At 70.7% G+C, this 26,541-nt stretch carries 18 protein-coding genes, 1 pseudogene and 1 riboswitch; of the genes and pseudogenes, 7 read left to right on the top strand and 12 right to left on the bottom strand.

Features of this window, described 5'->3' with window-relative positions:
* The first annotated feature begins 49 nt into the window (after positions 1-49).
* Complete coding sequence (gene ppc / locus AC1RN5_RS12745; protein ID WP_493041537.1) at positions 50-2,734, top strand: phosphoenolpyruvate carboxylase; 2,685 nt, start codon at positions 50-52, stop codon at positions 2,732-2,734.
* Between the two features lie 168 nt (positions 2,735-2,902).
* Here the strand turns inward: ppc and AC1RN5_RS12740 are convergent, their stop codons facing one another.
* A complete protein-coding gene (locus AC1RN5_RS12740) occupies positions 2,903-4,402 on the bottom strand; it encodes a flavin-containing monooxygenase (protein ID WP_493041536.1) in 1,500 nt (499 codons plus the stop codon).
* 299 nt (positions 4,403-4,701) lie between these two features.
* On the opposite strand from AC1RN5_RS12740, the gene AC1RN5_RS12735 reads away from it, so the two are divergent.
* The gene (locus AC1RN5_RS12735; protein ID WP_304698448.1) at positions 4,702-5,118 is read left to right on the top strand and encodes a rubrerythrin family protein; all 417 of its coding nucleotides are present in this window, start codon (positions 4,702-4,704) and stop codon (positions 5,116-5,118) included.
* 4 nt (positions 5,119-5,122) lie between these two features.
* Here the strand turns inward: AC1RN5_RS12735 and AC1RN5_RS12730 are convergent.
* Positions 5,123-5,248: pseudogene (locus tag AC1RN5_RS12730) on the bottom strand (hypothetical protein); the annotation flags it as partial.
* Positions 5,249-5,349: 101 nt separating this feature from the next.
* Here AC1RN5_RS12730 and AC1RN5_RS12725 point away from each other — a divergent pair.
* Positions 5,350-6,711, top strand: coding sequence for a heterodisulfide reductase-related iron-sulfur binding cluster (locus AC1RN5_RS12725; protein WP_493041535.1), 1,362 nt, complete (start codon positions 5,350-5,352; stop codon positions 6,709-6,711).
* Positions 6,712-6,723: 12 nt separating this feature from the next.
* Entirely contained in the window at positions 6,724-7,317 is a 594-nt protein-coding gene (locus AC1RN5_RS12720) for a DUF3501 family protein (protein ID WP_493041534.1), read from the top strand.
* A 173-nt stretch (positions 7,318-7,490) separates the two neighbouring features.
* On the opposite strand, the gene AC1RN5_RS12715 is transcribed toward AC1RN5_RS12720, so the two are convergent.
* The 3 genes from AC1RN5_RS12715 to AC1RN5_RS12705 are packed head-to-tail and all read right to left on the bottom strand — an operon-like array spanning position 7,491 to position 10,545.
* Positions 7,491-8,591, bottom strand: coding sequence for a YeiH family protein (locus tag AC1RN5_RS12715; RefSeq protein ID WP_493041533.1), 1,101 nt, complete (start codon positions 8,589-8,591; stop codon positions 7,491-7,493).
* Positions 8,588-9,655 (bottom strand): LLM class flavin-dependent oxidoreductase, encoded by a 1,068-nt coding sequence (locus AC1RN5_RS12710; RefSeq protein ID WP_493041532.1) that lies wholly within the window; start codon positions 9,653-9,655, stop codon positions 8,588-8,590. Before AC1RN5_RS12710 ends, AC1RN5_RS12715 begins: the two co-directional genes overlap by 4 nt.
* Positions 9,652-10,545, bottom strand: coding sequence for an aldo/keto reductase (locus AC1RN5_RS12705; RefSeq protein ID WP_493041531.1), 894 nt, complete (start codon positions 10,543-10,545; stop codon positions 9,652-9,654). The genes AC1RN5_RS12710 and AC1RN5_RS12705 overlap by 4 nt, the downstream gene beginning before the upstream one ends.
* Before the next feature lie 182 nt (positions 10,546-10,727).
* Here AC1RN5_RS12705 and AC1RN5_RS12700 point away from each other — a divergent pair, with 182 nt between their 5' ends.
* Positions 10,728-11,954 carry an MFS transporter gene (locus AC1RN5_RS12700; RefSeq protein WP_493041530.1) on the top strand — a complete coding sequence of 409 codons (1,227 nt, stop codon included), beginning with the start codon at positions 10,728-10,730 and terminating at the stop codon, positions 11,952-11,954.
* On the opposite strand, the gene AC1RN5_RS12695 is transcribed toward AC1RN5_RS12700, so the two are convergent.
* From AC1RN5_RS12695 to AC1RN5_RS12675, 5 genes are read right to left on the bottom strand one after another with little or no spacing between them, the layout of a single operon-like run.
* Positions 11,951-12,928, bottom strand: a complete 978-nt coding sequence (locus tag AC1RN5_RS12695) for an aldose epimerase family protein (protein WP_493041529.1) — start codon at positions 12,926-12,928, stop codon at positions 11,951-11,953. The genes AC1RN5_RS12700 and AC1RN5_RS12695 overlap by 4 nt on opposite strands.
* Positions 12,925-13,938, bottom strand: coding sequence for a UDP-glucose--hexose-1-phosphate uridylyltransferase (locus tag AC1RN5_RS12690; RefSeq protein ID WP_493041528.1), 1,014 nt, complete (start codon positions 13,936-13,938; stop codon positions 12,925-12,927). Before AC1RN5_RS12690 ends, AC1RN5_RS12695 begins: the two co-directional genes overlap by 4 nt.
* Positions 13,935-15,068, bottom strand: coding sequence for a galactokinase (gene galK, locus AC1RN5_RS12685; RefSeq protein ID WP_493041527.1), 1,134 nt, complete (start codon positions 15,066-15,068; stop codon positions 13,935-13,937). The genes AC1RN5_RS12690 and galK overlap by 4 nt, the downstream gene beginning before the upstream one ends.
* Positions 15,065-17,188: an alpha-galactosidase gene (locus AC1RN5_RS12680; RefSeq protein WP_493041526.1), complete on the bottom strand. Its 2,124-nt coding sequence runs from the start codon at positions 17,186-17,188 to the stop codon at positions 15,065-15,067. The genes galK and AC1RN5_RS12680 overlap by 4 nt, the downstream gene beginning before the upstream one ends.
* Positions 17,188-17,994, bottom strand: a complete 807-nt coding sequence (locus AC1RN5_RS12675; protein ID WP_493041525.1) for a class I SAM-dependent methyltransferase — start codon at positions 17,992-17,994, stop codon at positions 17,188-17,190. The genes AC1RN5_RS12680 and AC1RN5_RS12675 overlap by 1 nt, the downstream gene beginning before the upstream one ends.
* 171 nt (positions 17,995-18,165) lie before the next feature.
* Here AC1RN5_RS12675 and AC1RN5_RS12670 point away from each other — a divergent pair, with 171 nt between their 5' ends.
* A complete protein-coding gene (locus AC1RN5_RS12670) occupies positions 18,166-20,130 on the top strand; it encodes a tetratricopeptide repeat-containing sulfotransferase family protein (RefSeq protein WP_493042136.1) in 1,965 nt (654 codons plus the stop codon).
* 150 nt (positions 20,131-20,280) lie between these two features.
* Positions 20,281-22,620, top strand: a complete 2,340-nt coding sequence (locus AC1RN5_RS12665) for a TonB-dependent receptor (protein ID WP_493041524.1) — start codon at positions 20,281-20,283, stop codon at positions 22,618-22,620.
* On the opposite strand, the gene AC1RN5_RS12660 is transcribed toward AC1RN5_RS12665, so the two are convergent.
* Together AC1RN5_RS12660 and AC1RN5_RS12655 are read right to left on the bottom strand one after the other, a co-directional pair.
* Positions 22,598-24,061, bottom strand: a complete 1,464-nt coding sequence (locus AC1RN5_RS12660) for a cobyric acid synthase (protein ID WP_493041523.1) — start codon at positions 24,059-24,061, stop codon at positions 22,598-22,600. The genes AC1RN5_RS12665 and AC1RN5_RS12660 overlap by 23 nt on opposite strands.
* Positions 24,062-24,118: 57 nt before the next feature.
* Entirely contained in the window at positions 24,119-26,101 is a 1,983-nt protein-coding gene (locus AC1RN5_RS12655) for a TonB-dependent receptor plug domain-containing protein (protein ID WP_493041522.1), read from the bottom strand.
* 147 nt (positions 26,102-26,248) lie between these two features.
* Positions 26,249-26,441: riboswitch (cobalamin riboswitch) on the bottom strand.
* Between the last annotated feature and the right edge of the window lie 100 nt (positions 26,442-26,541).

Here is a 26,541-nt window from a genome sequence, read left to right as displayed (position 1 = left end):
GCCGGATATTTGACACCGGTGTCATAGAGCGTTTGTCGAGAGGTCGCCCATGCCCCACTCCCTGCCGGTCCAGCTCCGCGCCACGGTGCGTTTTCTGGGACGCATCCTGGGGGACGTCATCCGCTCGGAGGACGGGCTGGCGGTGTTCGAGGAGATCGAGCAGATCCGCCAGGCCTCGGTGGCCCTGCACCGCGACGGCCCGGACGCCGACCCCCAGGGCGTCGAGACCCGGCTGAGCCAGCTGTCCCTGCCCGACGCGGTGCGCTTCGCCCACTCCTTCGCCTGCTTCCTGCAGATCACCAATATCGCCGAGGACCAGATCCAGCGGCGTCGCGGCCGGGAGGGCGATGGCCGCCCCGACACCCTGGCCGGCGCCCTGCGCAGCCTGGCCGAGGCCGGGATCGGGCCGGACCAGGTGGCCGAGCTGCTGGCCGACGCCGTCATCGCCCCGGTGATCACCGCCCACCCCAGCGAGGTGCGCCGCAAGAGCCTGCTGGACCGCGCCGGCGCCATCATGGAGGCGCTGGAGGCCCACGACACGCCCGACATCGACGCTCGGGCGGCGCACGAGCGGGAGCTGGTCCGGCAGATCGCCATCATCTGGCGCACCCGCCTGCTGCGCGGCGTGAAGCTGGGGGTGGCCGACGAGATCGAGAACGCGGTCTCCTATTTCGAGCGCAGCTTCCTGACCGAACTGCCCAGGCTCTACGCCCACTGGCGGAACCTGACCCCCGACACCCACCTCCCGAGCTTCCTGAGGGTCGGGTCCTGGGTCGGGGGCGACCGCGACGGCAACCCCTTCGTCACCGCCGACATCATGCGGCACGCCTTCGCCCGGCAGGCGCGCGCGGCGCTGGACTCCCACCTGACGCGGATCAACGCGCTTGGGGCCGAGCTCTCCATCTCCGCGACCCTGGCCCAGACCCCGCCGGACCTGCAGGCCCTGGCCGACCGCTCGCCCGACACCTCGCCCAACCGGGCCGACGAGCCGTATCGGCGGGCCCTGACCGGGGTCTACGCCCGGCTGGCGGCGGCCTATCCGGCGCTGACCGGGGGCGCGGTGCGGGTCTCGCCCTTCCGCAGCCCGCCCTATACGAGCCCCGACGAACTGAAGGCCGACCTGCAGGTCCTGCAGGACGCCCTGATCGCCCAGCACGGCGAGGTGTTCGCCGAGGGCGCCCTTCCCGACCTGATCCGCGCGGTGGACTGTTTCGGTTTCCACCTGGCGACCCTCGACATGCGCCAGAACTCGGCGGTCCACGCCCGGGTGGCCGCCGAGCTCTTGAAGGTGGCCGGGGTCTGCCCCGACTACGAGGCCCTGCCCGAGGCCGAGCGCTGCGACCTGCTGGTGGCCGAGCTTTCCCACGGGCGGCTGCTGCACTCGCCCTACGCCGCCTACAGCGAGGAGACCGCCAAGGAGTATGGCGTGCTGCAGGCCGCCGCCGAGGCGGTCCGGCTCTACGGGCCCGAGGCGATCAAGGCCTATATCGTCTCCAACACCACCTCGGTCTCCGACCTGCTGGAGGTCTATCTGCTGCTGAAGGAGGTGGGGCTCTACATGCCCAGCGATCCGGCCGGCACGCGGATCTTCGCCGAGCCGCTGTTCGAGACCATCGCCGACCTGCGCGACGCGCCGGGCACCATGACCCGCTATCTCGCCCTGCCCCTGGTGCGCGCCCTGCTGGCTGGCAAGGGCCGGCAGGAGGTGATGATCGGCTATTCGGACAGCAACAAGGACGGCAGCTACCTCACCTCCACCTGGACCCTGCACCAGACCTCGACGGCCCTGGTGGCGGCCACCAAGGCCGCTGGCCTGTCCCTGCAGCTGTTCCACGGCCGCGGCGGCACGGTGGGGCGCGGCGGCGGCTCCAGCTTCGACGCCATCCTCGCCCAGCCGGCGGGCACGGTGAACGGCCACATCCGCATCACCGAGCAGGGGGAGGTGGTGGCCAACAAGTACGCCGACCCGGAACTGGCCCGTCAAAGCCTGGAGACCCTGACCGCCGGGGTGGTGCTGGCCTCGATGCGCAAGCGCGATGTCTCCACCCGCGAGGCCTATGGCGCGATCATGGGGCGGCTATCCGAGGCGAGCTTCCATGCCTACCGGGCCCTGGTCTACGAGACCCCGGGCTTCGCCGACTACTTCTTCGCCGCCACCCCGATCGCCGAGATCGCCGACCTGAACATCGGCAGCCGCCCCACCTCGCGCCAGGCCACCCGCACCATCGAGGGGCTGCGGGCGATCCCCTGGGTGTTCTCCTGGTCGCAGGCCCGGGTGATGCTGCCCGGCTGGTACGGTTTCGGCTCGGCGGTGGCGGCCGCGGGTATCCCGCCGGAGCAGCTTCAGGAGCTGCACCGCAACTGGCCCTTCTTCTCCACGACCCTGGCCAATATGGAGATGGTGCTGGCCAAGGCCGACATCGCCATCGCCCGGCGCTATTCCGGCCTGGTGGAGGACCGCGGCCTGGCCGAGGCCATCTTCGGCCAGATCGGCGCCGAGTGGGAGCGCACCACGGCGGCCCTGCTCTCCATCACCGGCCAGTCGTCCCTGCTGGAGAACAACCCGGACCTGGCGGCCATCATCCGCTCGCGCCTGCCCTATATCGACCCGCTCAACCACCTGCAGATCGAACTGATCCGCCGGCGGCGGTCGGGCGAGGACACGCCCGAGGTGCGCGAGGGCATCCACCTGACGATCAATGGCGTGGCGGCGGGCTTGCGCAACTCGGGTTAAAAGATGCTCCCCCTCTGGGGGAGCTGACAGCCCGAAGGGCTGGCTGAGGGGGACTTTGACTCTTGTTTGGAGGGGCCCTGCGAACCGCCCCCTCCGTCACGCGCATATCTGCGCGCGCCACCTCCCCCAGGTCGCGCTGCGCGCTGGGGGAGGATCTTGGCTCAGGCCCTACTTGTAGACGAAGGCCTTGTCGTCGAGGTCGATGGCCGGGAACTGCTCTTTTTCGGTGAGGTAGTCCTGGCTGTGGCGCCATTCGGGCTTGTCGCCGCTCTTGGGCAGCAGGTGCATGCCGCGCATCAGGTAGCCGGGGTTGAAGTTCTCCGGGTCGATCCAGGGCAGCAGCGGCATGTCCTTGTCTTCCGGACGCAGGGCGACCTCGACCTTCTTGGCGCCCTTCTCGTCCATGTGCTTGAGCAGGCGCAGGACGAACTCGGCCACCATGTCGGCCCGCAGGGTCCAGGAGGCGCGGAAGTAGCCGAACACCCAGACCATGTTGGGGACGCCGGTGAACATCATGCCGCGATAGGTGACGGTGTCGGCGAAGTTCAGCTTCTTGCCGTCGATGGTGAAGTCGATGTCGCCGAGCACGCAGAGCTCGAAGCCGGTGGCGGTGACGATGATGTCGGCCTCCAGCTCCTGGCCCGACTTCAGCAGGATGCCCTTCTCGGTGAAGCGGTCGATCTCGTCGGTGACGATGGAGGCCTTGCCCGAGCGGATGCCCTGGAACAGGTCGCCGTCCGGGATGAAGGCGATGCGCTGGCGCCAGGGGCGGTAGCGGGGGGTGAAGTGCTTGGCCACGTCGAAGTCCTCGCCGAGGAAGGCGCGCACGCCCCCCAGCAGCTCGGCGGTGACCGCCTCGGTGTCCTCCACCGCCCGGCGGGCGAAGGCGTCGCCGTCATGGACGATCTTGCGGCGGACGATCTCGTGGATCCACTTCTCGTCGATCTTCAGCTCGCGCAGGGTGTCGGCCAGCTCGTTGGCGTTGCGGCCGGGGATGAAATAGGTGGGCGAGCGCTGCAGCAGGGTGACGTGCTCGCAGTCGCCGGCGATGGCCGGAACCAGGGTGGCCGCCGTGGCGCCCGAGCCGATCACCAGGACCTTCTTGCCCTTGTAGTCGAGGGTCTCCGGCCAGGTCTGGGGATGGACGATCTGGCCCTTGTAGTCGGTCATGCCCTCCCACTCGGGGGTGTAGCCCTTGGAATGGCGGAAATAGCCCTGGCACATCCACAGGAAGTTGGTGGTGAAGCGCAGGCGCTCGCCGGTGTCGGTGCGCTCGGCCTCCAGGGTCCAGAGGTTGTCCTGGCTGGACCAGACGGCGCTGAGGATGCGGTGCTTGTAGCGGATGTGGCGGGCCAGATCGTTCTCGTCGATCACCTCGCCCATGTAGCGGAGGATCTCCTCGGCCGTGGCGATGGGGGCGCCGACCCAGGGCTTGAAGTGGTAGCCGAAGGTGTAGAGGTCGCTGTCGGAGCGGATGCCGGGATAGGTGTGGGTGGTCCAGGTGCCGCCGAACTTGTCCTGGTTGTCCAGCACCACGAAGCTGGTCCCCGGCCGCTCCTTGGCCAGGTGATAGGCGCCGCCGACCCCGGAGATGCCGGCGCCGACGATCAGGACGTCGAAATGCTCGGTCTTCTGGGTGGCGCGGGTCAGGGTGGCGGCTTCGGACATGGCTCGGCTCTCGTTGCGCAAAAGGGTCGCTGTTGATCGGGACGTCCGCGGGCGTTCCGTTTGTTTCCTCGTCGCCAAGGTTCGCGCCCCGCGCGGGGGCCGCCTTGATCGGAATCAAGATAACTTATCATTGATCACAAATGGAAGCCCGCACTGCGACAAGGGGCATTCCATCGACGCGCTCTATGCTGCGGATAGATTAATTCGATTAGTTCTATGCGGAAAAGCGGCCATACTTGACCTTGAGCAAGACCCGACCTCGACGTCGGGGGATCCTTAGCCTCACGGGAGATGACCAGATGACCCTCGCCACCAGCAAGACTCTGCAGAACCTCAAGGACGCCTTCGCCGGCGAAAGCCAGGCCAACCGGCGCTACCTCTATTTCGCCCAGAAGGCCGACATCGAAGGCTATAACGACGTGGCCGCGGTGTTCCGCTCCACCGCCGAGGGCGAGACCGGCCACGCCCACGGGCATCTCGAGTTCATGGAAGGCGTGGGCGACCCCGCCACCGGCCTGCCGATCGGCGGCACCGAGCTGAACCTCAAGGCCTCCATCGCCGGCGAGACCCACGAATACACCGACATGTATCCGGGCATGGCGCGGACCGCCCGCGACGAGGGCTTCGACGAGATCGCCGACTGGTTCGAGACCCTGGCCAAGGCCGAGAAGTCCCACGCCGGCCGCTTCCAGCGGGCGCTGGAAACCCTGGGCTAACCCCTCAGGACTGGGGCGCGGTCTCGCCCATCCTCGCGTCATCCCGGACGGCCGGCAGGCCGATCCGGGACCCAGGGGCCACACGCGCCGCCCCCGGGTCCCGGCTCTCCGCTTCGCTGCGGCCGGGATGACGTGAAGGGCTGAGAGCGGCGCGTGCCCCCTCATCCGTCGGGCCTTCGCCCGACACCTTCTCCCGCAAGGGAAGAAGGACCCCAATGCCGGAGGTCCCTGGTGGACGAGAGCCCGAAGACGACCGCGCGGGAGGGGAGCCTGGACGCGCCCTTCCGTCATCCCATCGCCTGGCGCGACGAGGCCTATTACGACCTGGCCGCCGTCGAGAAGGAGATGGAGCGGCAGTTCGACGTCTGTCACACCTGCCGGCGCTGCTTCAACCTGTGCGACAGCTTCCCGCGGCTGTTCGACATGATCGACGAGGCGCCCACCGGCGAGCTCGATAGCGTGCCCAAGGCCGACTACGCCAAGGTCGATGAGGCCTGCACGCTCTGCGACATGTGCTTCCTGACCAAGTGCCCCTACGTGCCGCCGCACGAATTCGACATCGACATCCCCCACCTGATCCTGCGCTACCGGGCGGCCAAGCGGCGGGCGGGCGAAAAGGACTTCATCCGCGACCAGCTCGGCCAGACCGACCGCAACGGCAAGCTGGCCAAGCCGGTGGCCGGCCTGGCCAACTGGGCCACGGCGCGGAAGAACACCCCCCTGCGCAAGCTGCTGGACGCCATCGCGGAGATCGACGCCGAGGCCGAGCTACCGAAATATCACGCCAAGACCGCCACCGACCTGTTGAAGGCGCCCGTCCCCGCCAACCCGAAGGGGCCGGCCTTCGGCCTGCGCAAGGCGGTGATCTACGCCACCTGCTTCGTGGACTACAACCAGCCCGACACCGCCGTCGCCGCCGCCAAGGTGCTGGCCCTGCAGGGGGTGGAGACCAAGCTGATCTATCCGGAATGCTGCGGCATGCCGCAGCTGGAGTCCGGCGACCTGAAGGACGTGGCCGGCCGGGCCGAGCGGATCGCCAAGGCCTTCGAGCCCTGGATCGCCGACGGCTACGACGTGGTGGCGCTGACCGCCTCCTGCGGCCTGATGATGAAGTTCGAATGGCCGCTGATGCTGCCCGAGAACCACGCCGTAGGCCGCCTGGCCGCCGCCACCCGCGACATCAGCGAATATGTCGTCGACATCGCCCGCACCGAGGGCCTGGCGCCCGGCCTGACCCCCGTGCCCGGCGGGGTCAGCGTGCACCACGCCTGCCACGCCCGGGCCCAGAACATGGGCCAGAAGTCGGCCGACATGCTGCGGCTGATCCCCGACACCCAGGTGGACGTCATCGAGCGCTGCTCGGGCCATGGCGGCACCTTCGGGATCATGAAGCAGACCCGGCCCGCCGCCCTGAAGGTGGGCAAGCCCACCACCAAGCAGGTGGCGCAGAAGGCCAACGCCGAGCTCTGTTCCGACTGCCCGCTGGCCTGCAAGCACATCGGCCAGATGCTGGTCGCCGAGACGGAGGCGAGCTCCCCGCAGCCGCGCCAGTCCCACCCCATCGAGATCCTCGCCCGCGCCTACGCCCTCTGAAAGTCCGCCGCCATGCCCGCCAACCTGCGCCAGATCACCAAGGCCGACCTGCTCCCGGACGCCGAGTTCGCCAAGGTTCGCGCCGAACGGCGCAAGGCCCTGCTGCCCACCAAGCGCCTGCGCCGCATCGACCTGGGTCCCATCTGCTCATTCTATTTCGAGTGCTTCGACACCATGCTGTTCCAGGTCCAGGAGATGCTGCTGATCGAGAAGGGGGGCGAGGCCCAGCTGGCCGACGAGCTGGCGGCCTATAATCCCCTGATCCCGCAAGGGTCGGAGCTGGTGGCCACGGTGATGTTCGAGATCGAGGACGAGGTGCGGCGCGCCGCGACCCTGGCCCGGCTGGGCGGGGTGGAGGACCACTTCTTCGTGGCTGTGGGCGAGGACCGGATGATGGGGGTTCCCGAGGGCGACGTGGAACGCACCCGGGAGGACGGCAAGACCTCCTCGGTCCACTTCCTGCGCTTTCCCCTGAAGCCCGAGCACGTGGCCCAGTTCCGCGATCCCGCGGTGACCGTGGCCATCGGCTGCGACCACGAGAGCTACGGCCACCTGGCCCTGCTGAGCCCGGCGACGCGGGCGGAGCTGGCGCGGGACTTCGCCTAGGGGAAGCCACTATCCTCTGATCGTCATGGTCGGGCTTGTCCCGACCATCCATGATCTCCGGGGTTCAGCAAGCTGCCGTGGCGCGCGCCGCGCGATTGCGGAGAGTCGGAGATCATGGATCCTCGGGACAAGCCCGAGGATGACGATCATGATGGACGTAGGGGACCGCCCACCTACCCCAGGAGCAGCATCGCCAGCACCCAGGCCAGCACCACGGCGGTCTCGGCGACGATCAGCAGGACCGGCTTCCAGCCGACATAGACCAGCTCGCCGAGCGAGGTCTTGGCGCCCAGGGCGGCGATGGCGGTCACCAGGCACCAGCGGGAGGCGGCGCTGGTCTGCTCCATGATCCCGGCGGCCACCGCGCCGGAGGAATTGATCGCCACCAGGATCGCGAAGCCGATCAGGAACATCGGCACCAGGGGCGGACGCTTGCCGGAGGGGCCGGCGGTCATCTTGGAGCGGAACATCAGGGCCACCACCAGGATGGTGGGCAGCAGCAGGGCCACGCGGAACAGCTTGACGATGGTGGCGGTGTCGCCGGTCTCCTTGGAGACCCCGTAGCCGGCGCCCACCACCTGGGCCACGTCGTGGATGGTGGCGCCCAGGAAGACCCCGGTCTGGGTGTGGGTGAGCCCCAGCGCCGCGGCGATCACCGGATAGATGACCATGGCGATGGTCGACAGGGTGGTGACCCCCACCACCGTCAGGGTGGTGTCGCGCTCCCGCGTCGGGGTCTGGGGCAGGACCGAGGAAAGGGCGAGCGCCGCCGAGGCGCCGCAGATGGCGACGGCCCCGCCGGTGAGGATGCCGAAGTCGGACTTCAGCTTCAGCGCCCGCGACAGGGCCCAGCCGGCCAGGATGGTGAGGATCACGCCGCCGGCGGCGATCACCAGCACCTTGCCGCCGAGCGAGCTGACCTGGTCGAGGGTGATGCGGGCGCCCAGCAGGGCGACGCCGAGCCGCAGCACCGTGCGGGCCATGAAGTCGATGCCCGGGCGGCAGCGGGGGTCCTGGCCGACGAAGTTCACCGCCATGCCGATGAGCAGGGCGAACAGCATCACCGGCGCGCCGTAGTGGTCGGCCAGCCAGGTGGCCGAGAGCGCCACCAGGATGGCGATCAGCCCGCCGGGCAGGATGCGGCGGACCGCCTGGTAGAGCCGCTGATAGGCGGGCGTCCCGGCCGGGGCCGGGGCGAGGACCGGCACCCCCTCCAGCGAGTCGAAGGAGGCGAAGGCGAACTCGTGCTGCTCGGGCTCGCCCTGGGGGGTCACGGCAGCAGGGGCCCGTGGTTCAGCTTCGGCAGGACGTGGCGGGCGAAGAGGTCGGCCTCGGCGGCGTGCGGATAGCCCGAGAGGATGAAGGCGTCGATGCCCATGGCCTGGTAGGCCTGCAGCTTGGCCAGCACCTGGTCGGGATCGCCGACGATGGCCGCGCCGCAGCCCGAGCGGGCCCGGCCGATGCCGGTCCAGAGGTTGGCCTCGGCATAGCCGTCGTCCGACGCGCTCTCGCGCAGCTCGGCCTGGCGGCGGACCCCCACCGACTGGCTGTCCAGGGACTTGGCGCGGATGGCGTCGCCGGCCGGGGCGTCGAGGTGGGAGAGCAGGCGCTCGGCGGCGGCGCGGGCCTCGGCCTCGGTCTCGCGGACCACCACGTGGACGCGGTAGCCGAACTTCAGCTTGCGGCCGTGTTTCGTCGCGCGCGCGGTCATGTCGGCGAGGATCTCCTTCACCGCCTCCTGCTTGTCGGGCCACATCAGATAGACGTCGCAGCCCTTAGCGGCGGCCTCGCGGGCGTCCTCCGACAGGCCGCCGAAATAGAACTGCGGGGCCTTGCCCGACACCGTGCGGATGCGCGGCGGCTCCACCTTCAGCTTGTAGAACTCGCCGTCGAAATCGAGCGCCTCGCCGTTCAGCAGGGTCCGCAGGATCTGCATGGTCTCGACGGTGCGGGCGTAGCGCGGGGCGCTGGCCAGGGTCTCGCCGGGCATGTCGCTGGAGATGATGTTGATGGTCAGGCGGCCGTTCAGCATCTGGTCGATGGTGGCCAGCTGGCGGGCCAGTTGCGGCGGCCACATCTCGCCGCAGCGGATGGCGGCCAGCAGGCGCATGCGCTTGAGCATGGGCGCGATCCCGGCGGCGAAGGCCAGGGTGTCGATCCCCAGGCCGTAGCCCGACGGCAGCAGGATGTTGTCGAAGCCGCCCTTTTCCGCCGTCAGGGCGATGTTGCGGCAGTGCTCCCAGCTCGAGGCCAGGGCCGGATCGGGCACGCCGAGGAACTCGTAGTCGTCGTCGCAGAGGGCCGAGAACCAGGAGACTTCGCAGGGGGCTTGGGTCACGGCAGGGGAACTCCACGGGCGGCGGTGAGGACGGCGTACCATTCGGGACGGGTCAGCTGGACATCGAGCGCCTTGGCGGCCTCGGCGATCCGCTCGGGCTGCTGCGAGCCGATGATGGGGATGGGCTTGCTGGGGTGGGCCAGCAGCCAGGCATAGGCCGCGATGGTGCGCGACACGCCATGGCCGGCGGCGATCTCGTCGAGGGCGGCGCGCACCGCCAGGACCCGTTCGTCCGTCGACGGACCGTCGGCCAGGCGCCCTTGCGCCAGGGGCGACCAGGCCATGACCCCCATGCCGGTCTCCAGGGCCTGATCCAGGGTCCCGTCATAGAGCGGCCCCACCACCAGGGGGGAGAACTCGATCTGCACGCAGGCGATGGGGAAGTCGAGATGGGCCTGTAGGGCGGCGACCTGGGCGGCGGTGTGGTTGGAGAGGCCGATCTCGCCGATCTTGCCGGCCTGGCGCAGGCCGGTCAGGACCTGGGCGACCTGCGCGGGGTGGGCCAGGTGGTCGGGGCGGTGGATCTGGTAGAGGTCGATCTTGTCCACCCCCATGCGCGAGAGCGAGGCCTCGACGGCGCTCTCCAGATAGGCGGCGCTGGAGTCGTAGGGCGTGCCCATGACGATGCCGCCCTTGCTGGCCAGCACCATGCGGTCGCGGAGCCCGGGGGCCTCCTTCAGCACCTGGCCGAACAGGGCCTCGGCGGCGCCGAAGGGCTCGCCATTGTCGGGACCGTAGATGTCGGCGGTGTCCAGGAAGGTCAGGCCGGCGGCCAGGGCGGCCTCGACCCGGGCGCGGGCGGCCTTCACGTCGGCGCCCTTGAACCGCCACATCCCCCAGGCCAGGGGCGAGACCTTCAGGGCGCTCTGGCCGAGGGACATTTCCGTCATGGGGTGTGGACGCCGGTTGGAAAATGAAAAAATATGATGATTGTGCGCGAAGCGAACCAATGATGGGCGCGACGCGGAACCGCAAGGTCCTCCTTCGCCCGGAGCGCAGATTTTTCACGCCGGACCAGGCCTCGAGGAAACGGGACTTCACATGACCCATCGCGCCCGCGGCGCCGCCTGAGATGGCGGCCGCATCCCGTCTCCGTTGGGTGGTCCTGGCCCTGGTCTTCACCGCCAGCGCCATCAACTACGCCGACCGCCAGATCATCGCCCTGCTCAAGCCGGTGCTGGAGGCCGACCTCGGTTGGACCAACAGCGACTATGCCGGGATCATCGAGAAGTTCCAGCTGGCCACGGCCCTGTCGCTGATGGCGGCGGGCTGGTTCGTCGACCGGGTGGGCGTGCGCCGCGGCTATGCCTGGGGTGTGGGCGTCTGGAGCCTGGCGGCCATGGCCCACGGCCTGGCCTACACCATCGGCCAGTTCACCGGCGCCCGGGTGGTGCTGGCCGTCGCCGAGACCGTGAACACCCCGGCCGCCATCAAGACCACCACCGCCTGGTTCCCGGCCAAGGAGCGGTCCCTGGCCATGGGCATCGTCAATTCCGCCCCGAACCTGGGGGCCATCTTCGTGCCCCTGCTGGTGCCGGCCCTGGCGCTCGCCCTGGGCTGGCGGGCGGCCTTCCTGATCACCGGGGGAATCGGCTTCGTCTGGCTGGCCGCCTGGCTGGTGATGGGCAAGCGCAGCGAGGCCGTGGAGGAGGAAGGCGCCGTGGACGTGGCCGCCGTCGAGGGCGCCCCCACCCCCTGGCTCTCCCTGCTGGCCGACCGCCGCACCTGGGCGGTGGCGGGCGCCAAGTTCCTCACCGACATGGGCTGGTGGTTCCTGCTGTTCTGGGGGCCGGACTTCTTCCACCGCCAGTTCGGCCTGGGCCTGGACCGGCTCGGCCCGCCCCTGGCCCTCGTCTACGGCCTGGCGGCCTGTGGCGCCTTCGGCGGCGGGTTCGTCGCCAGCCGGCTGCTGGCCGCCGGGGTCAATGTGAACCTGGCCCGCAAGGCGGTCATGCTGGGCGGAGCCCTGCTGGTGCTCCCGATCCCGCTGGCGCTCGGCGCCCAGAACTATTGGGTCGCGGCCCTGGTCCTGGGGATCGCGCTGGCCGGCCACCAGGCCTTCTCCACGAACATCTTCGCCTTCACCGCCGACGTCTTCCCGGCCAAGGTCATCGGCGCGGTGATCGGCATCGGGGCCACCGCCGGCACCCTCGGCGGCCTGGGCATCCAGACCTTCACGGGCTGGACCCTGGACAATGGCGGCGGCTACCTGCCGATGTTCGCGGTGGTGGCCGGGGCCTATCTGCTGGCGCTGGCCTGGATCCACCTGCTGGTCCCGAAGATCACCCCGGCGGACTAGAACGCGCCCAGCTTGAACACCGTGGTCGACGTCCAGGCCACGCCCGGCCGCAGCAGGGTGGGGGCGAAGTTGGGCTGGTTGGGGGCGTCCGGCGCGTGCTCGGTCTCCAAGGCGATCCCGCCCCAGCCGGTATAGGCCGTCAGGCAGGGCTCGGTGGTGGCGATGTCGAGGCGCCGGCCCGTGGCCGGGTGGCTCAGCCGAGCGGCGGGCGCCACGACGCCGCGCTTCCTGCCGGCCAGGACGAAGGTGTGATCCAGTTCCTCGGCCAGGATCCGCGGCTGGCGGTAGTCGAGCTCGGACCCCGCCAGGTCGAGGATCTCGCCGGTGGGGCACAGGGTCTCGTCGGTGGCCAGGACGCCCTCGGCGAAGACCTGCAGCTCGTGGTCGCGGACGTGGCGGGCGTCGAGGCCGGCCAGGTTCCAGTAGGTGTGGTTGGTGAGGTTGATCACCGTGGGCGCCGTGGTGGCCGCCCGCAGCTCCAGCCGCAGCTCGTTTCCGCGGGTGAGCTCATAGGTCGCCTGGACCGTCAGCTCACCGGGGAAGCCCATGTCGCCGTCGGGGCTGACATGGGAGAGGCTCACCTGGGCGCCGGCGCGGGTCTCCTGCGCCTTGGCGGTCCAGACCGCCTTGTCGAAGCCGGCGCGGCCGCCGTGCAGGCAGTTGTCCCCGTCGTTGCGGTCCAGTTCGCAGGCGCGGCCGTCGATGGAGAAGCGTCCCCCCGCGATGCGGCCGGCATAGCGCCCCACCAGGCAGCCGAAATAGCGCGGGCTCTCCAGATAGCGCTCCAGGTGGTCGTAGCCGAGGACGATGTCGTCCAGCGTCCCGTCCCGGTCGGGCGCCCGGATCGACTGGACGGTCCCGCCATAGGTGAGGATCCGCACCGAGACCCCGTGCACATTGGTGAGCGTATAGGCGTCCACCATCGGGCCGCCGGGCAGGCGGCTGAGGGGCTTCATGGCGATGGGGTCGTTCATACCAGGGTCCGCAGCCGCGCGGCGGCCTCCTCGGGCGTCAGGTCGCGTTGGGGCATGGCCAGCATCTCGTAGCCCACCATGAACTTGCGCACGGAGGCCGAACGCAGCAGGGGCGGATAGAAGTGGGCGTGCAGGGTGATGTGTTCCTCGGGCCGCCCGTCCACCGGACGCTGGTGGAAGCCCATGGTGTAGGGGAAGGGTGTGTCGAAAAGCCGGTCATAGGCCCGCGTCAGCCGCGAGAGCACATCGGCCAGGCCCGCCCGCTCGCGCACGCTCAGCTCGTCGAGGCCGGTGACCGAGCGGCGGGGCAGGACCAGGGTCTCGAAGGGCCAGGCGGCCCAGTAGGGGACCAGGGCGACGAAGGTGTCGTTCTGCACCACGATCCGCTCGCCGGCCTCGAACTCGCGCTCCAGATAGGCCGCGAGCAGGGGGACGTCGTTGGCGACGAACCAGGCGCGCTGGCAGGCGTCCTCGGCCACCTGTTCGTTGGGCAGGTGCTGCTGGGCCCAGATCTGACCGTGGGGATGGGGATTGCTCGCCCCCATCATCTCGCCGCGGTTCTCGAAGATGGTCACCGCGCCGACGTCGGGGCGGCCGGCCAGCTCGACGAACTGCTCGGTCCAGGTGTCGATCACCGCCTCGATCTGGGCGCGGCTCATCCCGGCCATGGTGAGGCTGTGGTCGGGGGCGTAGCAGATCACCCGGCAGACCCCGGCCTCGGGCTCGGAGACCAGCAGCGGATCGGTCTCCGGAGCGGGGGCCGTCAGGCCCGGCAGCAGGGCGGGATAGTCGTTGTCGAAGACATAGACCCCTTGATAGTCCGGATTGACCGCCCCCTCCGCCCGGGTCACCCCGGCGCAGAGATAGCAGGAGGGATCGTGGATCAGGCCGGAGGCCGGCTTGGGGGCGCTGGCCGCCCCCTGCCAGGGCCGGCTGACCCGCTGGGGCGAGACCAGCACCCAGTCGCCGGTGAGCAGGTTGAGACGCCGTTCGGGCCGGGGCGCGGTCATGGCCTCACCTCCGCCGCGCCACCCACCGTCCGGCACAGGAAGGCGTCGGGGACCCGGCCGATCTCCTCGCCATAGGCGGCCTGGATGGCGGCCATGGCGGCGGCGGCCCGGTCCTCGTCCACCAGGGCGATGACGCAGCCGCCGAAGCCGCCGCCCATCATGCGCGCGCCGTGCACGCCCGGCGTGGCCCGAGCGATCCGCGCCAGGCGGTCGAGCGCCGGCAGGCTGACCTCCATGTCGTCGCTCAGGCTCTGGTGGGACTGGTCCATCAGCCGACCTAGACCCGGCAGGTCCCCCAAGGCCATGGCTTTCATCGCCGCCAGCACCCGGGCGTTCTCGCTCACCACGTGGCGGCAGCGGCGGGCTTGGCCGCCGCCCAGCCGCGCCAGGGCCGCCGGCAGGTCGGCCGCGCCGACGTCGCGCAGGCTCGCGACCCCCAGGGCGGCGGCGGCGGCCTCGCAGTCCTCGCGCCGCGCCCGGTATTCCCCCGAGGCCAGGCGGCGCTCGGCCATGCTGTGGACCAGCAGGAATCTCGCGTCCGGCGGCAGATGGGCCGGGGTGGCCTCCAGGCTGCGGCAGTCCAGCATCACCGCCCCGCCCGCCACGCCGTTGGCCGATGCGAACTGGTCCATGATCCCGCAGGGCACGCCGACGAAATCGTTCTCCGCGGCCTGGGCCCAGAGCGCCACCTGGCGGCCATCGGCCGTCCGACCGGCCAGGGCCAGCAAGGCCAGGACGACGGCCACCTCCAGGGCGGCGGAGGAGCTGACCCCGGCGCCCATGGGGACATCGGACTCGATCAGCAGGTCGGCGCCGGTGACCGGCACGCCAGCCGCCAGCAGGGTCGCCGCCACGCCCGCCACATAGTCGGTCCAGTCGCCGCGCCGGGCCAGGGCGGCGAGGTCCAGCTCCGCCGCCTCCCCCAGCGTGGCGCTGGCCACCCGCAAGGTGCCCCGATCGTTCGGCGCGGCGGCCACACGGCACCAGCGGTCGATGGCGGCGGGCAGGACGAATCCGCCGCAATAGTCGGTGTGCTCGCCGATGATGTTGATGCGGCCCGGCGCCTGGAACAGGCGGGGCGCGGCGCGGAAGCGGGCGCGGAAGGCGGCGGCGAGGTCGGCCAGACTCACGGGGCGACCCGCTCCAGGCGGAAGACCGCGATCTCGCCGGCCCGCATCACCGGCAGGGGCAGGCCGAGCTGGGCCAGCATCAGGCCGGTGGCGCGCAGGGCGTCGCCCTTCACCAGGGGGATGCGCCGCTTCATCACCGCGAAGGGCCGCTCGGGCGGATTGATCATGGTGATCTCGTAGGTCGCCCCGGGCTCCAGGCCCGCCAGACGCAGGGGCGACAGGCCCACCGTCGGGGGGGTGGCCACCTGGGCGGCGGAGACCAGGCCCAGGGTCTCGCCCAGCTGGACGAAGGCCAGGCAGCCCGGATCGGGATGCTCCAGCCGCAGGGTGCGTCCGGCGTGCAGCTCCGCCCTCAGGGTCTTGTGCACGGCGATGGCGGCGGCCAGCGCGGCGCGCTCGGCGTCGGAGAAGGCCCGCAGGTCGGCCTCGATCCCCATGTGGGCGGGCAGAGCGGTCATGGCCCTCAGGTCCAGGCTGGCGGTGCGCGCCGTGGTGTGGCTGGCCGCGGCCCCGACATGGGAGCCCATCACCTCGGGCGGGAAGAAGATGGAGAAGCCCCGCTGGATCGCCTGGCGCTCGATGGGGTCGTTGCAGTCGGAGGTCCAGATGCGGTCGGTCCGCCGCAGGATCTCGTAGTCGGCCCGGCCGCCGCCCGAGGAGCAGCTCTCGATCTCCACCCCGGGATGGGCCGCGCGCAGGCGGTCGATCAGGGCGTAGACGGCGAGCGTCTGGCGATGCACCGCCGCCCGCCCGCCGCTCAGCGCGTGGGTCAGGTCGCGGTTCATGTCCCACTTCAGATAGCCGATGGCGTTGCGGCTCAGCAGGGCGTCGAGCTGGCCGTAGAGGTTGTCGCTGACCTCGGGCCGGGTCAGGTCCAGGACGTACTGGCCGCGCCCCAGGGGCTGGTCGCGGCCGGGATCGCCGAGGATCCAGTCGGGGTGGGCCCGCAGCAGGTCGGAATCGGCGTTGGCCATCTCCGGCTCGACCCAGAGGCCGAACTCCAGCCCCAGGCCGCGCACGTGGTCGATCAGCGGCGTCAGGCCGTCGGGGTACTTGGCGGGATCGACGCTCCAGTCGCCGAGGCCCGAGCGATCGTCGGGGCGGCCCTTGAACCAGCCGTCGTCCAGGACATAGCGCTCGGCGCCCGCCGCCGCGGCCAGGTCGGCCAGGGTCTTCAGGGTGGCCAGGTCGTGGTCGAAATAGATGGCCTCCCAGCCGTTGTAGTGCACCGGCCGGGTCTTGCCCCGCAGCCGGCCGCCCAGGATCACGTCGCGCACGAAGGGGTGGAAACGGTCCGACAGGCCATTCAGGCCGCCCCCCGAGCGGGCCAGGTAGAGGGCCGGGGTCTCGTAGGTCTCGCCAGGCGCCAGGATCACCTCGCCCGGGTGCAGCAGCTCGCCGGCCTGGACCTGGATGCGGCCGTCCCGCAGCCGCTCGGCGAAGATGCGGTGGTCGCCGCTCCAGGCCAGGTGCAGGCCGATGGCCTCGCCGTGGATCTCGCCGAACCCGGCCTCGCCGATCACCGCGAAGGGCGGGGCGTGGTGGGAGGTGCGGCCCGTGCGGTTCTCCTTGGCGATCAGGCCGGTCGACAGCGTCTGGCGGACGGGGATGAACTCCCGCGTCCAGCGGCCGTCGAACAGCAGCAGGTCGGCGTGCGGGCTGTCGAAGGCGCCCGCCGCCAGCCAGTCGAGGGTCAGGGTTTCGGTCCCCAGGTTGCTCAGGGCGGCGCGGCTGGAGAGCACGCCGCTCGCCGCGTCGAGGGCCAGGGTCAGGGTCAGGCGCACCCCCGCAGCGGCGTCCTCCAGCTCCAGGTGGGCGGCGCCCGGCGCCAGCTCGCAGGCGGCCAGGGTCATCTGGGTGACCAGCTCGGCGCCGTCGCGATGGGCCAGCAGGCCGGGGTGGCCGGTGAACCCCTGCCCCGCCTCCGGCAGCCAGGTCAGCCGCTCGCCGCCGTCCAACATCCCGTGGGGAATGGCGCGCAGGGAGAGCCTGGCCAGCGCCGGCACGGGGTCGGCGACGCCCAGGTCCGGGCCCCAGTAGACCAGCCGCGGCGCCCCGGCCTCGGTGGTGAGGAAGACGAGGGTCTCGCCGCCCCCATCCAGGCGGAAGCCCTGGGACATCAGGCCCGCGCCTTCGGGGTCATGACGAGCCAGGGGGTGGGCCTGATGCGCCACTCCCAGACCGCCAGCAGGTGGTCGAGATGCCCAAGCTGCGCCAGCCAGTCCGGCAGGGGCGTGGTCTTGCCCTGCTGGTCGAGGCGCTGGATGTCGTGGGTGGCGGCGAACCGCTCCCGCAGGCGCTCCAGCACGCCGGGCTTGTAGACGTCGTGGGTCTCGACGATCAGGCTCATCTGGGCCAGGGCCGGCGAGAGGTCGGGACGCAGCAGGTCGTCCTCGGCCCCCTCCACGTCCATCATCACCAGGCACCTGCGGTCCGCGAAGGCCTCGAAGCCGGTGGGGGTGAAGAGCTCGCCGATGATCACCCGGTCGCCAACCCCGTTCTTGGCGGCCAGCTCGGCGCAGGCGACCCGCGCCTTCTCGACGATGTCATAGGCGTAGACCGTGACTTGGGGCATCAGGCGCGCCAGGCCGACGGCGTAGTAGCCCTCGGCGCAGCCCACATCGATGACGCAGTCGAAGTCCTCGGCGGCGAACCGCGCGATCGTCGGATGCAGCTCGGATTCGTAGGAGCCCAGCAGACGCGGCGCCAGCGCCCCCTCGGTGGCGTCCTTGACATAGTCCATGCCGGCGAACGGGCCGTTGAGGATCTTGCCGTCGTGCAGCCGCGCCAGGGTCGCGGCGATGGACCGGGAGCGCCAGATGGCCAGCACCCGCAGCATGGTCCCCAGTTCGGATTCCTTGGCGAGGGGCGGGTCGCGCGCCACCCGAGCCTTGATCCAGGCGGCCACTTCATCAGCATAGCTCATGCCCCGAACATAGGTTGAACCCGCCGCCCGTGGAAACAGGCCTGACGCTGCAATTGACAGCTTCGGCCCGCCCCGGTCTTGATCGGCCATGTCCCAAGCCCAGGCGCGCCCGTGACCGAGACCTCCGAGCCGGTCGGAACCCTGGCCACCGCCCTGGCCCATACCCGCCGGATGCTGGCCGCGCGGCCGGACCTCGCCGAGGCCCAGGCCCGGGAGATCCTGGCGGTCGCGCCGGGCCATCCGGAGGCCGTCCTGCTGCTGGCCCAGGCCCTGGGCGGCCGGGGGCGGCTGGGCGAGGCCTTGGCCCTGCTGGAGCCCCTGGCCGACGCCCAGCCGCGCTGGTCGATGGCGCACCTGGAACTGGGCCGGGCCCGCGGCGAGGCCGGGGACGGGTCAGGCGCCCTGGCCGCCCTGCAGACCGCCGTGACCCTGAAGCCCGACCTCGCCGAGGCCTGGCGGCTGCTGGCCGAGCAGCACCGTCTGGCGGGCGACACGCGGTCCGCCGAGGCCGCCGTGGCCCGGCACCTGGCGGCCTCGACCCAGGACCCCCAGCTCCTCGCCGCGGCCGCCGCCCTGGTGGAGGGCAAGCTCGCCGTGGCCGAGCACGCCCTGCGCGACCTGCTGCGCGAGCGCCCCGACGAGGTCGCGGCCCTGCGCATGCTGGCCGAGGTGGCCACCCGCCTGGCCCGCTATGAGAACGCCGAGACCCTTCTGGCCCGGGCGCTGGAGCTGGCGCCGGAGTTCGCCGCGGCGCGGATGAACTACGCCGTGGTGCTCTATCGCCAGACCAAGGCCGCGGCGGCCGCGGAACAGGCCGAACGCCTGCTGGCGGACGACCCGCGCAATCCCGGCTACCGCAACCTGCTGGCCGCGGCCCTGGGCCAGCTCGGCGAGTACCAGCGGACCATCGAGATCTATCAGGCCCTGCTGGCCGACTTCCCCGCCCAGCCCAAGGCCTGGATGAGCCTGGGCCACGCGCTGAAGACGGTGGGGCGCCAGGCCGACGCCATCGCCGCCTACCGTCGCAGCCTGGCCCTGGCGCCGCATCTGGGGGAGGCCTGGTGGAGCCTGGCCAACCTCAAGACCTGGCGGTTCGAACCCGCCGACCTGGCGGCCATGCGCGCGGCCCTGGGGCGCGAGGACATCTCCGACGAGGACCGCTTCCATCTGGAGTTCGCCCTGGGCAAGGCCCTGGAGGACGCCGGCGAGGCGCAGGCCGCCTTCGAGGCCTATGCCCGGGGAAACGCCCGGCGCCGCGAGACGCTGGACTACGACCCCGAGGAGACCCACGCCCACGTGACGCGCTCCAAGGCCCTGTTCACGCCGGCCTTCTTCGCCGCGCGGACCGGCCAGGGCCATGACGCCCCCGACCCGATCTTCGTGGTGGGCCTGCCCCGGTCCGGCTCCACCCTGGTGGAGCAGATCCTGTCCAGCCACAGCCTGGTGGAAGGGACCATGGAGCTGCCCGATCTGCCGGCCATGGCCAAGCGCCTGGGCGCCCGGTCGCGGCGCGACGACCCCAGCGCCTATCCGCAGGTGCTGGCCGACCTCGACCCCGGCGAGCTGAAGACCCTGGGGGAGGAGTATCTGGAGCGCACCCGCCGGCAGCGGAAGACCGACCGGCCCTTCTTCATCGACAAGATGCCCAATAACTTCAGCCACGTCGGGCTGATCCACCTGATCCTGCCCAGGGCGCGGATCATCGATGCGCGGCGCCATCCCCTGGGCTGCTGCTTCTCGGGCTTCAAGCAGCACTTCGCCCGCGGCCAGGCCTTCACCTACGACCTCACCGACCTCGGCCGCTACTATGCCGACTATGTGGCCCTGATGGCCCATTTCGACGCGGTCCTGCCCGGCCGCGTCCATCGGGTGATCTATGAGGCGATGGTGGCCGATCCGGAGGGGGAGGTCCGCGCCCTGCTGGCGGCCTGCGGCCTGGACTACGAGCCCGGCTGCCTGGCCTTCCACGAGAACGACCGGGCGGTGCGCACCGCCAGCTCCGAGCAGGTCCGCCGCCCGATCTTCACCGAGGGGGTCGACCAGTGGCGCAAGTTCGAACCCTGGCTGGGGCCGCTGAAGACCGCCCTGGGGCCGGTGCTGGAGGCCTATCCCGAGGCGCCCGTTTTCGACGCCTGAACTATCCGGACCCCGCCAATCCGCGGCTCGCGGGGTGGCGCCCGGGCAACACCGTTCGACGACCTGCCTTCGGTAGCTTGACAGTGTACGCGACCAGGAGTGGCACTGGCGCCCAGAGAGTCGGCGTGTCGACCAGAGGGGCCTGAAACCATGATGCCTGTGAACCGGAACCTGCGGCGGAAGGCGGCGCTGAGCGCCCTGCTGCTGTCGAGCACCATGCTGGCCGGGGCGGCCTACGCCCAGTCGGGGGGGAGCGCCGAGGTCGAGGAACTGGTGGTCACCGCCCAGAAGCGCGAGGAGAACATCCAGGACGTGCCGGTGGCGGTCACCGCTTTCACCACCAAGAAGCTGGAAGAGCTGAACGTCAACAACTTCGACGACTATGTGAAGTTCCTGCCCAGCGTGGCCTTCCAGAGCGCCGCGCCGGGCTATTCCAACGTCTATATGCGCGGCGTGGCCTCCGGCGGCGACGGCAACCACTCCGGCTCCCTGCCCAGCGTCGGCACCTATCTGGATGAGGCGCCGATCACCACCATCGGCGGGGCGCTGGACCTGCACATCTACGACATCGCCCGGGTCGAGGCCCTGGCGGGCCCCCAGGGCACCCTCTACGGCGCCAGCTCCCAGGCCGGCACCCTGCGGATCATCACCAACCAGCCGGAGCTGGGGGTGTTCAAGGGTCGCTACGACCTGCAGGCCAACACCGTCGACCACGGCGGCCAGGGCTATGTGGCCGAGGGCATGGTCAATGTTCCGATGACCGACCAGATGGCGGTGCGCCTGGTGGCCTGGAAGGAGCACGACGCCGGCTATATCGACAATGTCGCCGGCTCGCGGACCTATCCGGTCTCCGGCGTGACGATCCGCTCCACCGCCAAGAAGGACTACAACGAGACCGACACCTATGGCGCGCGCATCGCGCTCGCCCTGGAGCTCAACGAGAACTGGACGCTCCGGCCCTCGATCATGGGCCAGGACACCAAGACCGACGGGGTCTTCTCCTATGACCCGCAGGTGGGGGACCTGAAGGTCCAGCACTACCTGCCCGAGGACAACCACGACCGCTGGTACCAGGCGGCCCTGGCCATCGAGGGCAAGATCAGCGATTTCGACATCGTCTACACCGGTGCCTACAACGCCCGGAAGATCGACAGCCACACCGACTACAGCGACTACTCCTACTTCTACGACACCCTCTACGGGTCGGGGGCCTACATCACCGACTCCACCGGGGCGATCATCGATCCGACCCAGAGGATCAGCGGCCACGACAAGTTCACCCGCTACAGCCACGAGCTGCGGCTGTCCTCGCCGCAGGACCAGCGGCTGCGCTTCGTGGTGGGGGCCTTCGCCCAGCGCCAGACCCACTTCATCGAGCAGAACTACCAGATCAACAACCTGGACCCGGCCCTGTCGGTCACCGGCTGGCCCGGCACGCTGTGGCTGACCGAGCAGTTCCGGGTGGACCGGGACTATGCGGCGTTCGGCGAGGCCTATTTCGACATCACCCCCAAGCTGATGCTGACGGCGGGCATGCGGGCCTTCAAGTCCGACAACAGCCTGAAGGGCTTCTTCGGCTTCAGTTCCGGAGTCAGCTCCAAGACCGGCGAGGCCGCCTGCTTCGCGCCCTCCAGCGTCGGAACCGCGCCCTGCACCAACCTGGACAAGCGGGTGAAGGAGACGGGGCAGATCTACAAGATCAACCTCACCTATCACATCGACGACGACAAGATGGTCTACGCCACCTACTCGCAGGGCTTCCGGCCCGGCGGGATCAACCGGCGCGGCACCCGGGCGCCCTATTCGTCCGACTATCTCTACAACTACGAGCTGGGCTGGAAGACCCAGTGGGCTGAGAACACCTTCCGCTTCAACGGCGCGGTCTATTGGGAGGACTGGAAGGACTTCCAGTTCTCGTTCCTGGGCCCCAACGCCTTCACCGAGATCCAGAACGCTGGCCAGGCCCGCATCAAGGGCGCGGAGACCGAGATCAGCTGGCGGCCGATCCAGGGCCTGACCATCGGGGCGGCGGCCACCTACACCGACGCCAAGCTGACCAAGGACTATTGCGGCGGGGTGGACCCGGCCACCGGCAAGCCCATCCAGATCTGCGCCTCGCCCGAGGCGCCCAGCGGGACCGAGCTGCCGATCACGCCCAAGATCAAGGCCAACGCCACGGTGCGCTACGAATTCCCCTGGGGAGACTACGACGCCCACATCCAGGGCGCCTTCGTCTATCAGGGCCGCAGCTGGGGCGACCTGCGCCTGGTGCAGCGCGACGAACTCGGCCGGCTGCGGGCCTTCGCCCAGGCCGACTTCACCGCCGGCCTGGCGCGGGACAGCTGGAAGGCCGAGCTCTCCATCCTCAACGCCTTCGACAAGCGCGGCGACGTCTACCGCTACATCGAATGCCCCTCCTGCGGGGCCCAGCCCTATATCCGGCCGACGCGCCCGCGGACCATCGCCATCAGCTTCGGCCAGTCGTTCTAAGGCCGGCGATGGCGGCCAGGGCCTCGATGTCGAAGGCCTGCTCCAGGGCCTGAGCCAAGGCGTCCAGGGCGGCGTCCACCACGGTGTGGTGGTCGCCGCCCTGGGAGGCCGCCCCCAGTTGCGCCAGCAGGGCGGCGCGGGCCTCACCGGCGTCGAACAGGCCGTGGACATAGGCGCCGGCGACGCGGCCGTCGGCGGAGATCGCGCCCCCCGGGACGCCGTCCTCCCCCACCAGGAAGGGCCGCGCCAGGCCGGGGCCCGTGGTGCGGCCGAGGTGTATCTCGTAGCCCGCGAACCGCGCCCCGCCCGCCAGCCGCCCCGCCGCCGGCCGCAGCACCTTGTCGCCCGATAGCACGGTCTCGACGTCGAGCAGGGCGAGGCCGCTGGCCTCCCCCGGCGGCCCCTCCAGGCCGGCGGGGTCGGCCACGCGGGTCCCCAGCATCTGGAAGCCGCCGCAGATCCCCAGCACCCGGCCGCCGCGGCGGACGTGGGCGGCGAGGTCGATGTCCCAGCCCTGGGCGCGGAGGAAGGCGAGGTCGGCCAGGGTCGACTTGGTGCCGGGCAGGATCACCAGGTCGGCGTCGCCCGGCAGGGCGGTCCCCGGGGGAACGAAGACCAGGTCGACGCCGGGCTCGGCCCGCAGGGGGTCGAGGTCGTCGAAATTGGCGATGCGCGACAGCAGGGGGACGGCGATCTTCGTCCTCGCGCCGGCCGGCCGGTCGAAGACCAGGGCGTCCTCGGCGGGCAGGACGCGGGCCGCCGCCAGCCAGGGGGCCATGCCGCAGTCGCACCAGCCGGTGCGGGCCACGATCTCGGCGCGGCCGGCGTCGAACAGGGCCGGATCGCCGCGGAACTTGTTGATCAGGAAGCCCTTGATCATCGCCCGGTCCTCGGGATCCAGCACCGCGTGGGCGCCCACCAGGGATGCAATGACGTGGCCGCGGTCGATGTCCCCCACCAGGACGACCGGCACATTGGCGGCGCGGGCGAAGCCCATATTGGCGATGTCGCCGGCCCTGAGATTCGTCTCGGCGGGGCTGCCGGCGCCCTCCACCAGCACCAGGTCGTGGGCGGCCTGCAGCCGGGCGAAGCTCTCCAGCACCACCCCCAGCCACTGCCCCTTGCGGCCCTGATAGGCGGCGGCCTCGAGGTTGCCGACACGCTCGCCACGCACCACCACTTGCGCGCCGGTGTCGCTGTGCGGCTTGAGCAGGACGGGGTTCATGTCGACGGTGGGGGCGACCCGGCAGGCGAGCGCCTGCAGGGCCTGGGCGCGGCCGATCTCGCCGCCGTCGGCCGTCACCGCGGCGTTGTTGGACATGTTCTGCGGCTTGAAGGGGGCGACCCGCAGGCCCCGGTTGGCGAACAGCCGGCACAGGCCCGCTGTCAGCACCGACTTGCCGACGTCGGACCCGCAGCCCTGGATCATCAATGCCGGCAAGGGGGTCTCCGGGAGGCCGCGGCGGGGACCCTGCCCCCGCCGCGAACCCTTATCCCATCAGAACCTGGCGCGCACGCCGAGGGCGGCGGTGCGGCCGAGCGCGCCATAGTTGCGCACCGTCTCGTAGTCGTCGTCGAAGACGTTCTCCACCCGGCCATAGACCTCGACGGCGTCGCTCACCGGATAGGAGGCCCGCAGGTCCAGCAGGGTGTAGCTCTGCAGGACGTAGCTGCCCGCCGCATTGTCGAAGCTGGCCCCCACATAGCGAATGTCGGCGCTCGCGGAGAGACCAGACCCCCATCGGTAGGTGGCCGCGAGGTTGGCCTGGTGTTCGGGGCGGCGGGCTAAGGCCTTGCCGCGATTGGGGTTTCCGGCGGCGTCGTTCTCGGTGTGGGTCCAGGTGTAGTTGGCGTCCACGGTGAGCGGGCCGACGGTGGCCACGCCCGCCAGCTCCACCCCGTGGGCCTTGGCCCGGGCGATATTGTCGTAATAGCCGAAGCGGAACACCCCGCCCGGATTGCACGCCGCCGCCCCCGACCCGAAGGTGCAGGAGACGAAATCGATCTGGTTCTCCGTCTGCCGCGCGAAGCCGGTGACCGACAGCGTGGCCACGCCAACCCGTTGCGCCACACCGAAATCGTAGCTGTCGGCGCTCTCCGGCTGGAGCCCCAGGTTCCCGTACTGGGAGTAGAGCTGGTAGAGGGTCGGCGCCTTGAACCCCTGGCCGAAGCTGGCGCGCAGGATGGTCCCCCCCTCGTTCAGCGACCAGGCGGCCGAGACCTGGCCGGTGGTGTGGTCGCCGAAGGTGTCGTGGCGGTCGCGCCTCAGGCCGACCGTGACCGACAAGTGATCGTTGAGGTCCCCCGCGACCTGGCCGTAGAGGCTGTCGATCCCCGCCTTGGCCCGGGCCGTGGGCGGGTTGGGGGAGAACGCGCTGGGCGAGCGGGTGCGCATCGACGCCCGCTCGGCCTCGGCCCCGAAGGTGGCGGTCCAGGCGCGCGAGAGGGCGAACGCCCCCTGGTACTCATAGCGCCGGTTGGTCCCGGTGGAGTCGAAGGTCAGCGGCGTCACCGCCTGGGCCGGGTCGAAGTTCTGGCTGGCCGAGCGGGTATAGCCCACCGCCAGCCGGTTCTTCAGCCGCCCGAGGTCCAGGTTCAGGCCGCCATAGCCGACCGTCTCCTCGATCTCCGCGTACTGGGCGGTGTCGGCGAAGGCGTAGGCCGGGGCCGGGAAGCCGTCGAAATCGTTGCGGTTGCGGCTCCACACCCCGCGCAGGTCCAGCGACAGGGCCTCGGTGAGGATCACCCGGGCCCGCCCGCTCAGCGCCTCCTGGCGATAGCCGTCCCGCTCGGTCCCCAGGCGGTAGGCCGAGGCGCCGTCGGTCTCGTGCCGGCTGGCCGCCAGCCGCCAGACCAGATGCTCGCCCTTGCCGCCCGCCGTCCCGCGCAGATAGCTCTCGCCCAGCGTCCCGGCCTCGGCCTGCAGCCCGGCCTCCAGGGCGCGCGTCGGCTCGGCGGTGACGATATTGACCACCCCGCCGATGGCCTGGCTGCCCCACAGGGTCGACTGGGCGCCGCGCAGCACCTCGATGCGGGCCACGTCGCCGGTGAGCAGGTTGGCGAAGTTGTAGCCGCCGCCCGGGGCCGAGGGGTCGTTGATCTTCACCCCGTCCACCACCGCCACGGTCTGGTCGCCCTCCGCCCCGCGGATGCGGATCGTGGTGATGCCGCCCGGCCCGCCGTTGCGGGAATAGGCCACCCCGGGGGTGCGGCTGATCAGGTCGGAGACCAGCACCTGCTGGCGGGCCTCGATGGCCGCCTGGTTCAGCACCGTGACCGAGGCGCCGACCTTGGCCGGGTCCTGCGGCCCACGGGCCGCCGTCACGATCAGCTCGCTCACCGGATTGGCCGCCTCGGCGCCCCCGGCGTCCGGGGTAGGTGTCACGGACACAGGGGTCACCGACGCCGGAACCTCCGCGAAGGCAGGCGTGGCGCAGAGCACGGCCAGGGCCGCGCAGGTCGAGTAGAGATGGGTCTTCATGGGTCTTGCCCCTTTCACTGACGGCGGGCCGTGACCGGCGCGCGGACGTCAGGACGCGGGGCGTCGAGGCGCACGATCGCCGGGCCGCGGCCCAACAAACGTCGCCTCTCGGGAAGACCCCGTTCGCTCGGCGCACCCCGGCCGGTCGAAGGACGACTGCGTCAGGCAGGTCTCCTGGCTCACGGGTCAGCACCCATTGCGCGCCGCCTTCCCAGACCCCGAGGGGCCCAGTGGCTGATGGCGCGCGGGCTCGCCGCTTACAGTTGCGGGGGCAGCCCGGGTTTTCCACCCGAGTTCCCTTTTCATCCCCTCACGGGGAACCTGTCGCAACGGTGGGTTTAGGGCGAAGGCGGGGGTGGGGTCAATGTGGGGGGGGAGCGATGGCAACCAATTGGGTCGGAGAACGACGGGCCCCGCAAAGTCTGCCCGACATGTTAGGT

It is taken from the genome of Phenylobacterium sp. GW821-FHT12F10, from assembly GCF_058806695.1.
This window is presented reverse-complemented; position numbering and strand designations above follow the sequence as displayed.

What these genes read in the sequence shown, in the direction of transcription:
- AC1RN5_RS12655 (WP_493041522.1), bottom strand. Translation starts at nt 26,101, where the DNA reads ATGAAGACCCATCTCTACTCGACCTGCGCGGCCCTGGCCGTGCTCTGC.
- AC1RN5_RS12695 (WP_493041529.1), bottom strand. Translation starts at nt 12,928, where the DNA reads ATGAACGACCCCATCGCCATGAAGCCCCTCAGCCGCCTGCCCGGCGGC.
- AC1RN5_RS12665 (WP_493041524.1), top strand. Translation starts at nt 20,281, where the DNA reads ATGATGCCTGTGAACCGGAACCTGCGGCGGAAGGCGGCGCTGAGCGCC.
- AC1RN5_RS12680 (WP_493041526.1), bottom strand. Translation starts at nt 17,188, where the DNA reads ATGTCCCAGGGCTTCCGCCTGGATGGGGGCGGCGAGACCCTCGTCTTC.
- AC1RN5_RS12700 (WP_493041530.1), top strand. Translation starts at nt 10,728, where the DNA reads ATGGCGGCCGCATCCCGTCTCCGTTGGGTGGTCCTGGCCCTGGTCTTC.
- ppc (WP_493041537.1), top strand. Translation starts at nt 50, where the DNA reads ATGCCCCACTCCCTGCCGGTCCAGCTCCGCGCCACGGTGCGTTTTCTG.
- AC1RN5_RS12705 (WP_493041531.1), bottom strand. Translation starts at nt 10,545, where the DNA reads ATGACGGAAATGTCCCTCGGCCAGAGCGCCCTGAAGGTCTCGCCCCTG.
- AC1RN5_RS12675 (WP_493041525.1), bottom strand. Translation starts at nt 17,994, where the DNA reads ATGAGCTATGCTGATGAAGTGGCCGCCTGGATCAAGGCTCGGGTGGCG.
- AC1RN5_RS12720 (WP_493041534.1), top strand. Translation starts at nt 6,724, where the DNA reads ATGCCCGCCAACCTGCGCCAGATCACCAAGGCCGACCTGCTCCCGGAC.
- AC1RN5_RS12740 (WP_493041536.1), bottom strand. Translation starts at nt 4,402, where the DNA reads ATGTCCGAAGCCGCCACCCTGACCCGCGCCACCCAGAAGACCGAGCAT.
- AC1RN5_RS12735 (WP_304698448.1), top strand. Translation starts at nt 4,702, where the DNA reads ATGACCCTCGCCACCAGCAAGACTCTGCAGAACCTCAAGGACGCCTTC.
- AC1RN5_RS12690 (WP_493041528.1), bottom strand. Translation starts at nt 13,938, where the DNA reads ATGACCGCGCCCCGGCCCGAACGGCGTCTCAACCTGCTCACCGGCGAC.
- AC1RN5_RS12670 (WP_493042136.1), top strand. Translation starts at nt 18,166, where the DNA reads ATGCTGGCCGCGCGGCCGGACCTCGCCGAGGCCCAGGCCCGGGAGATC.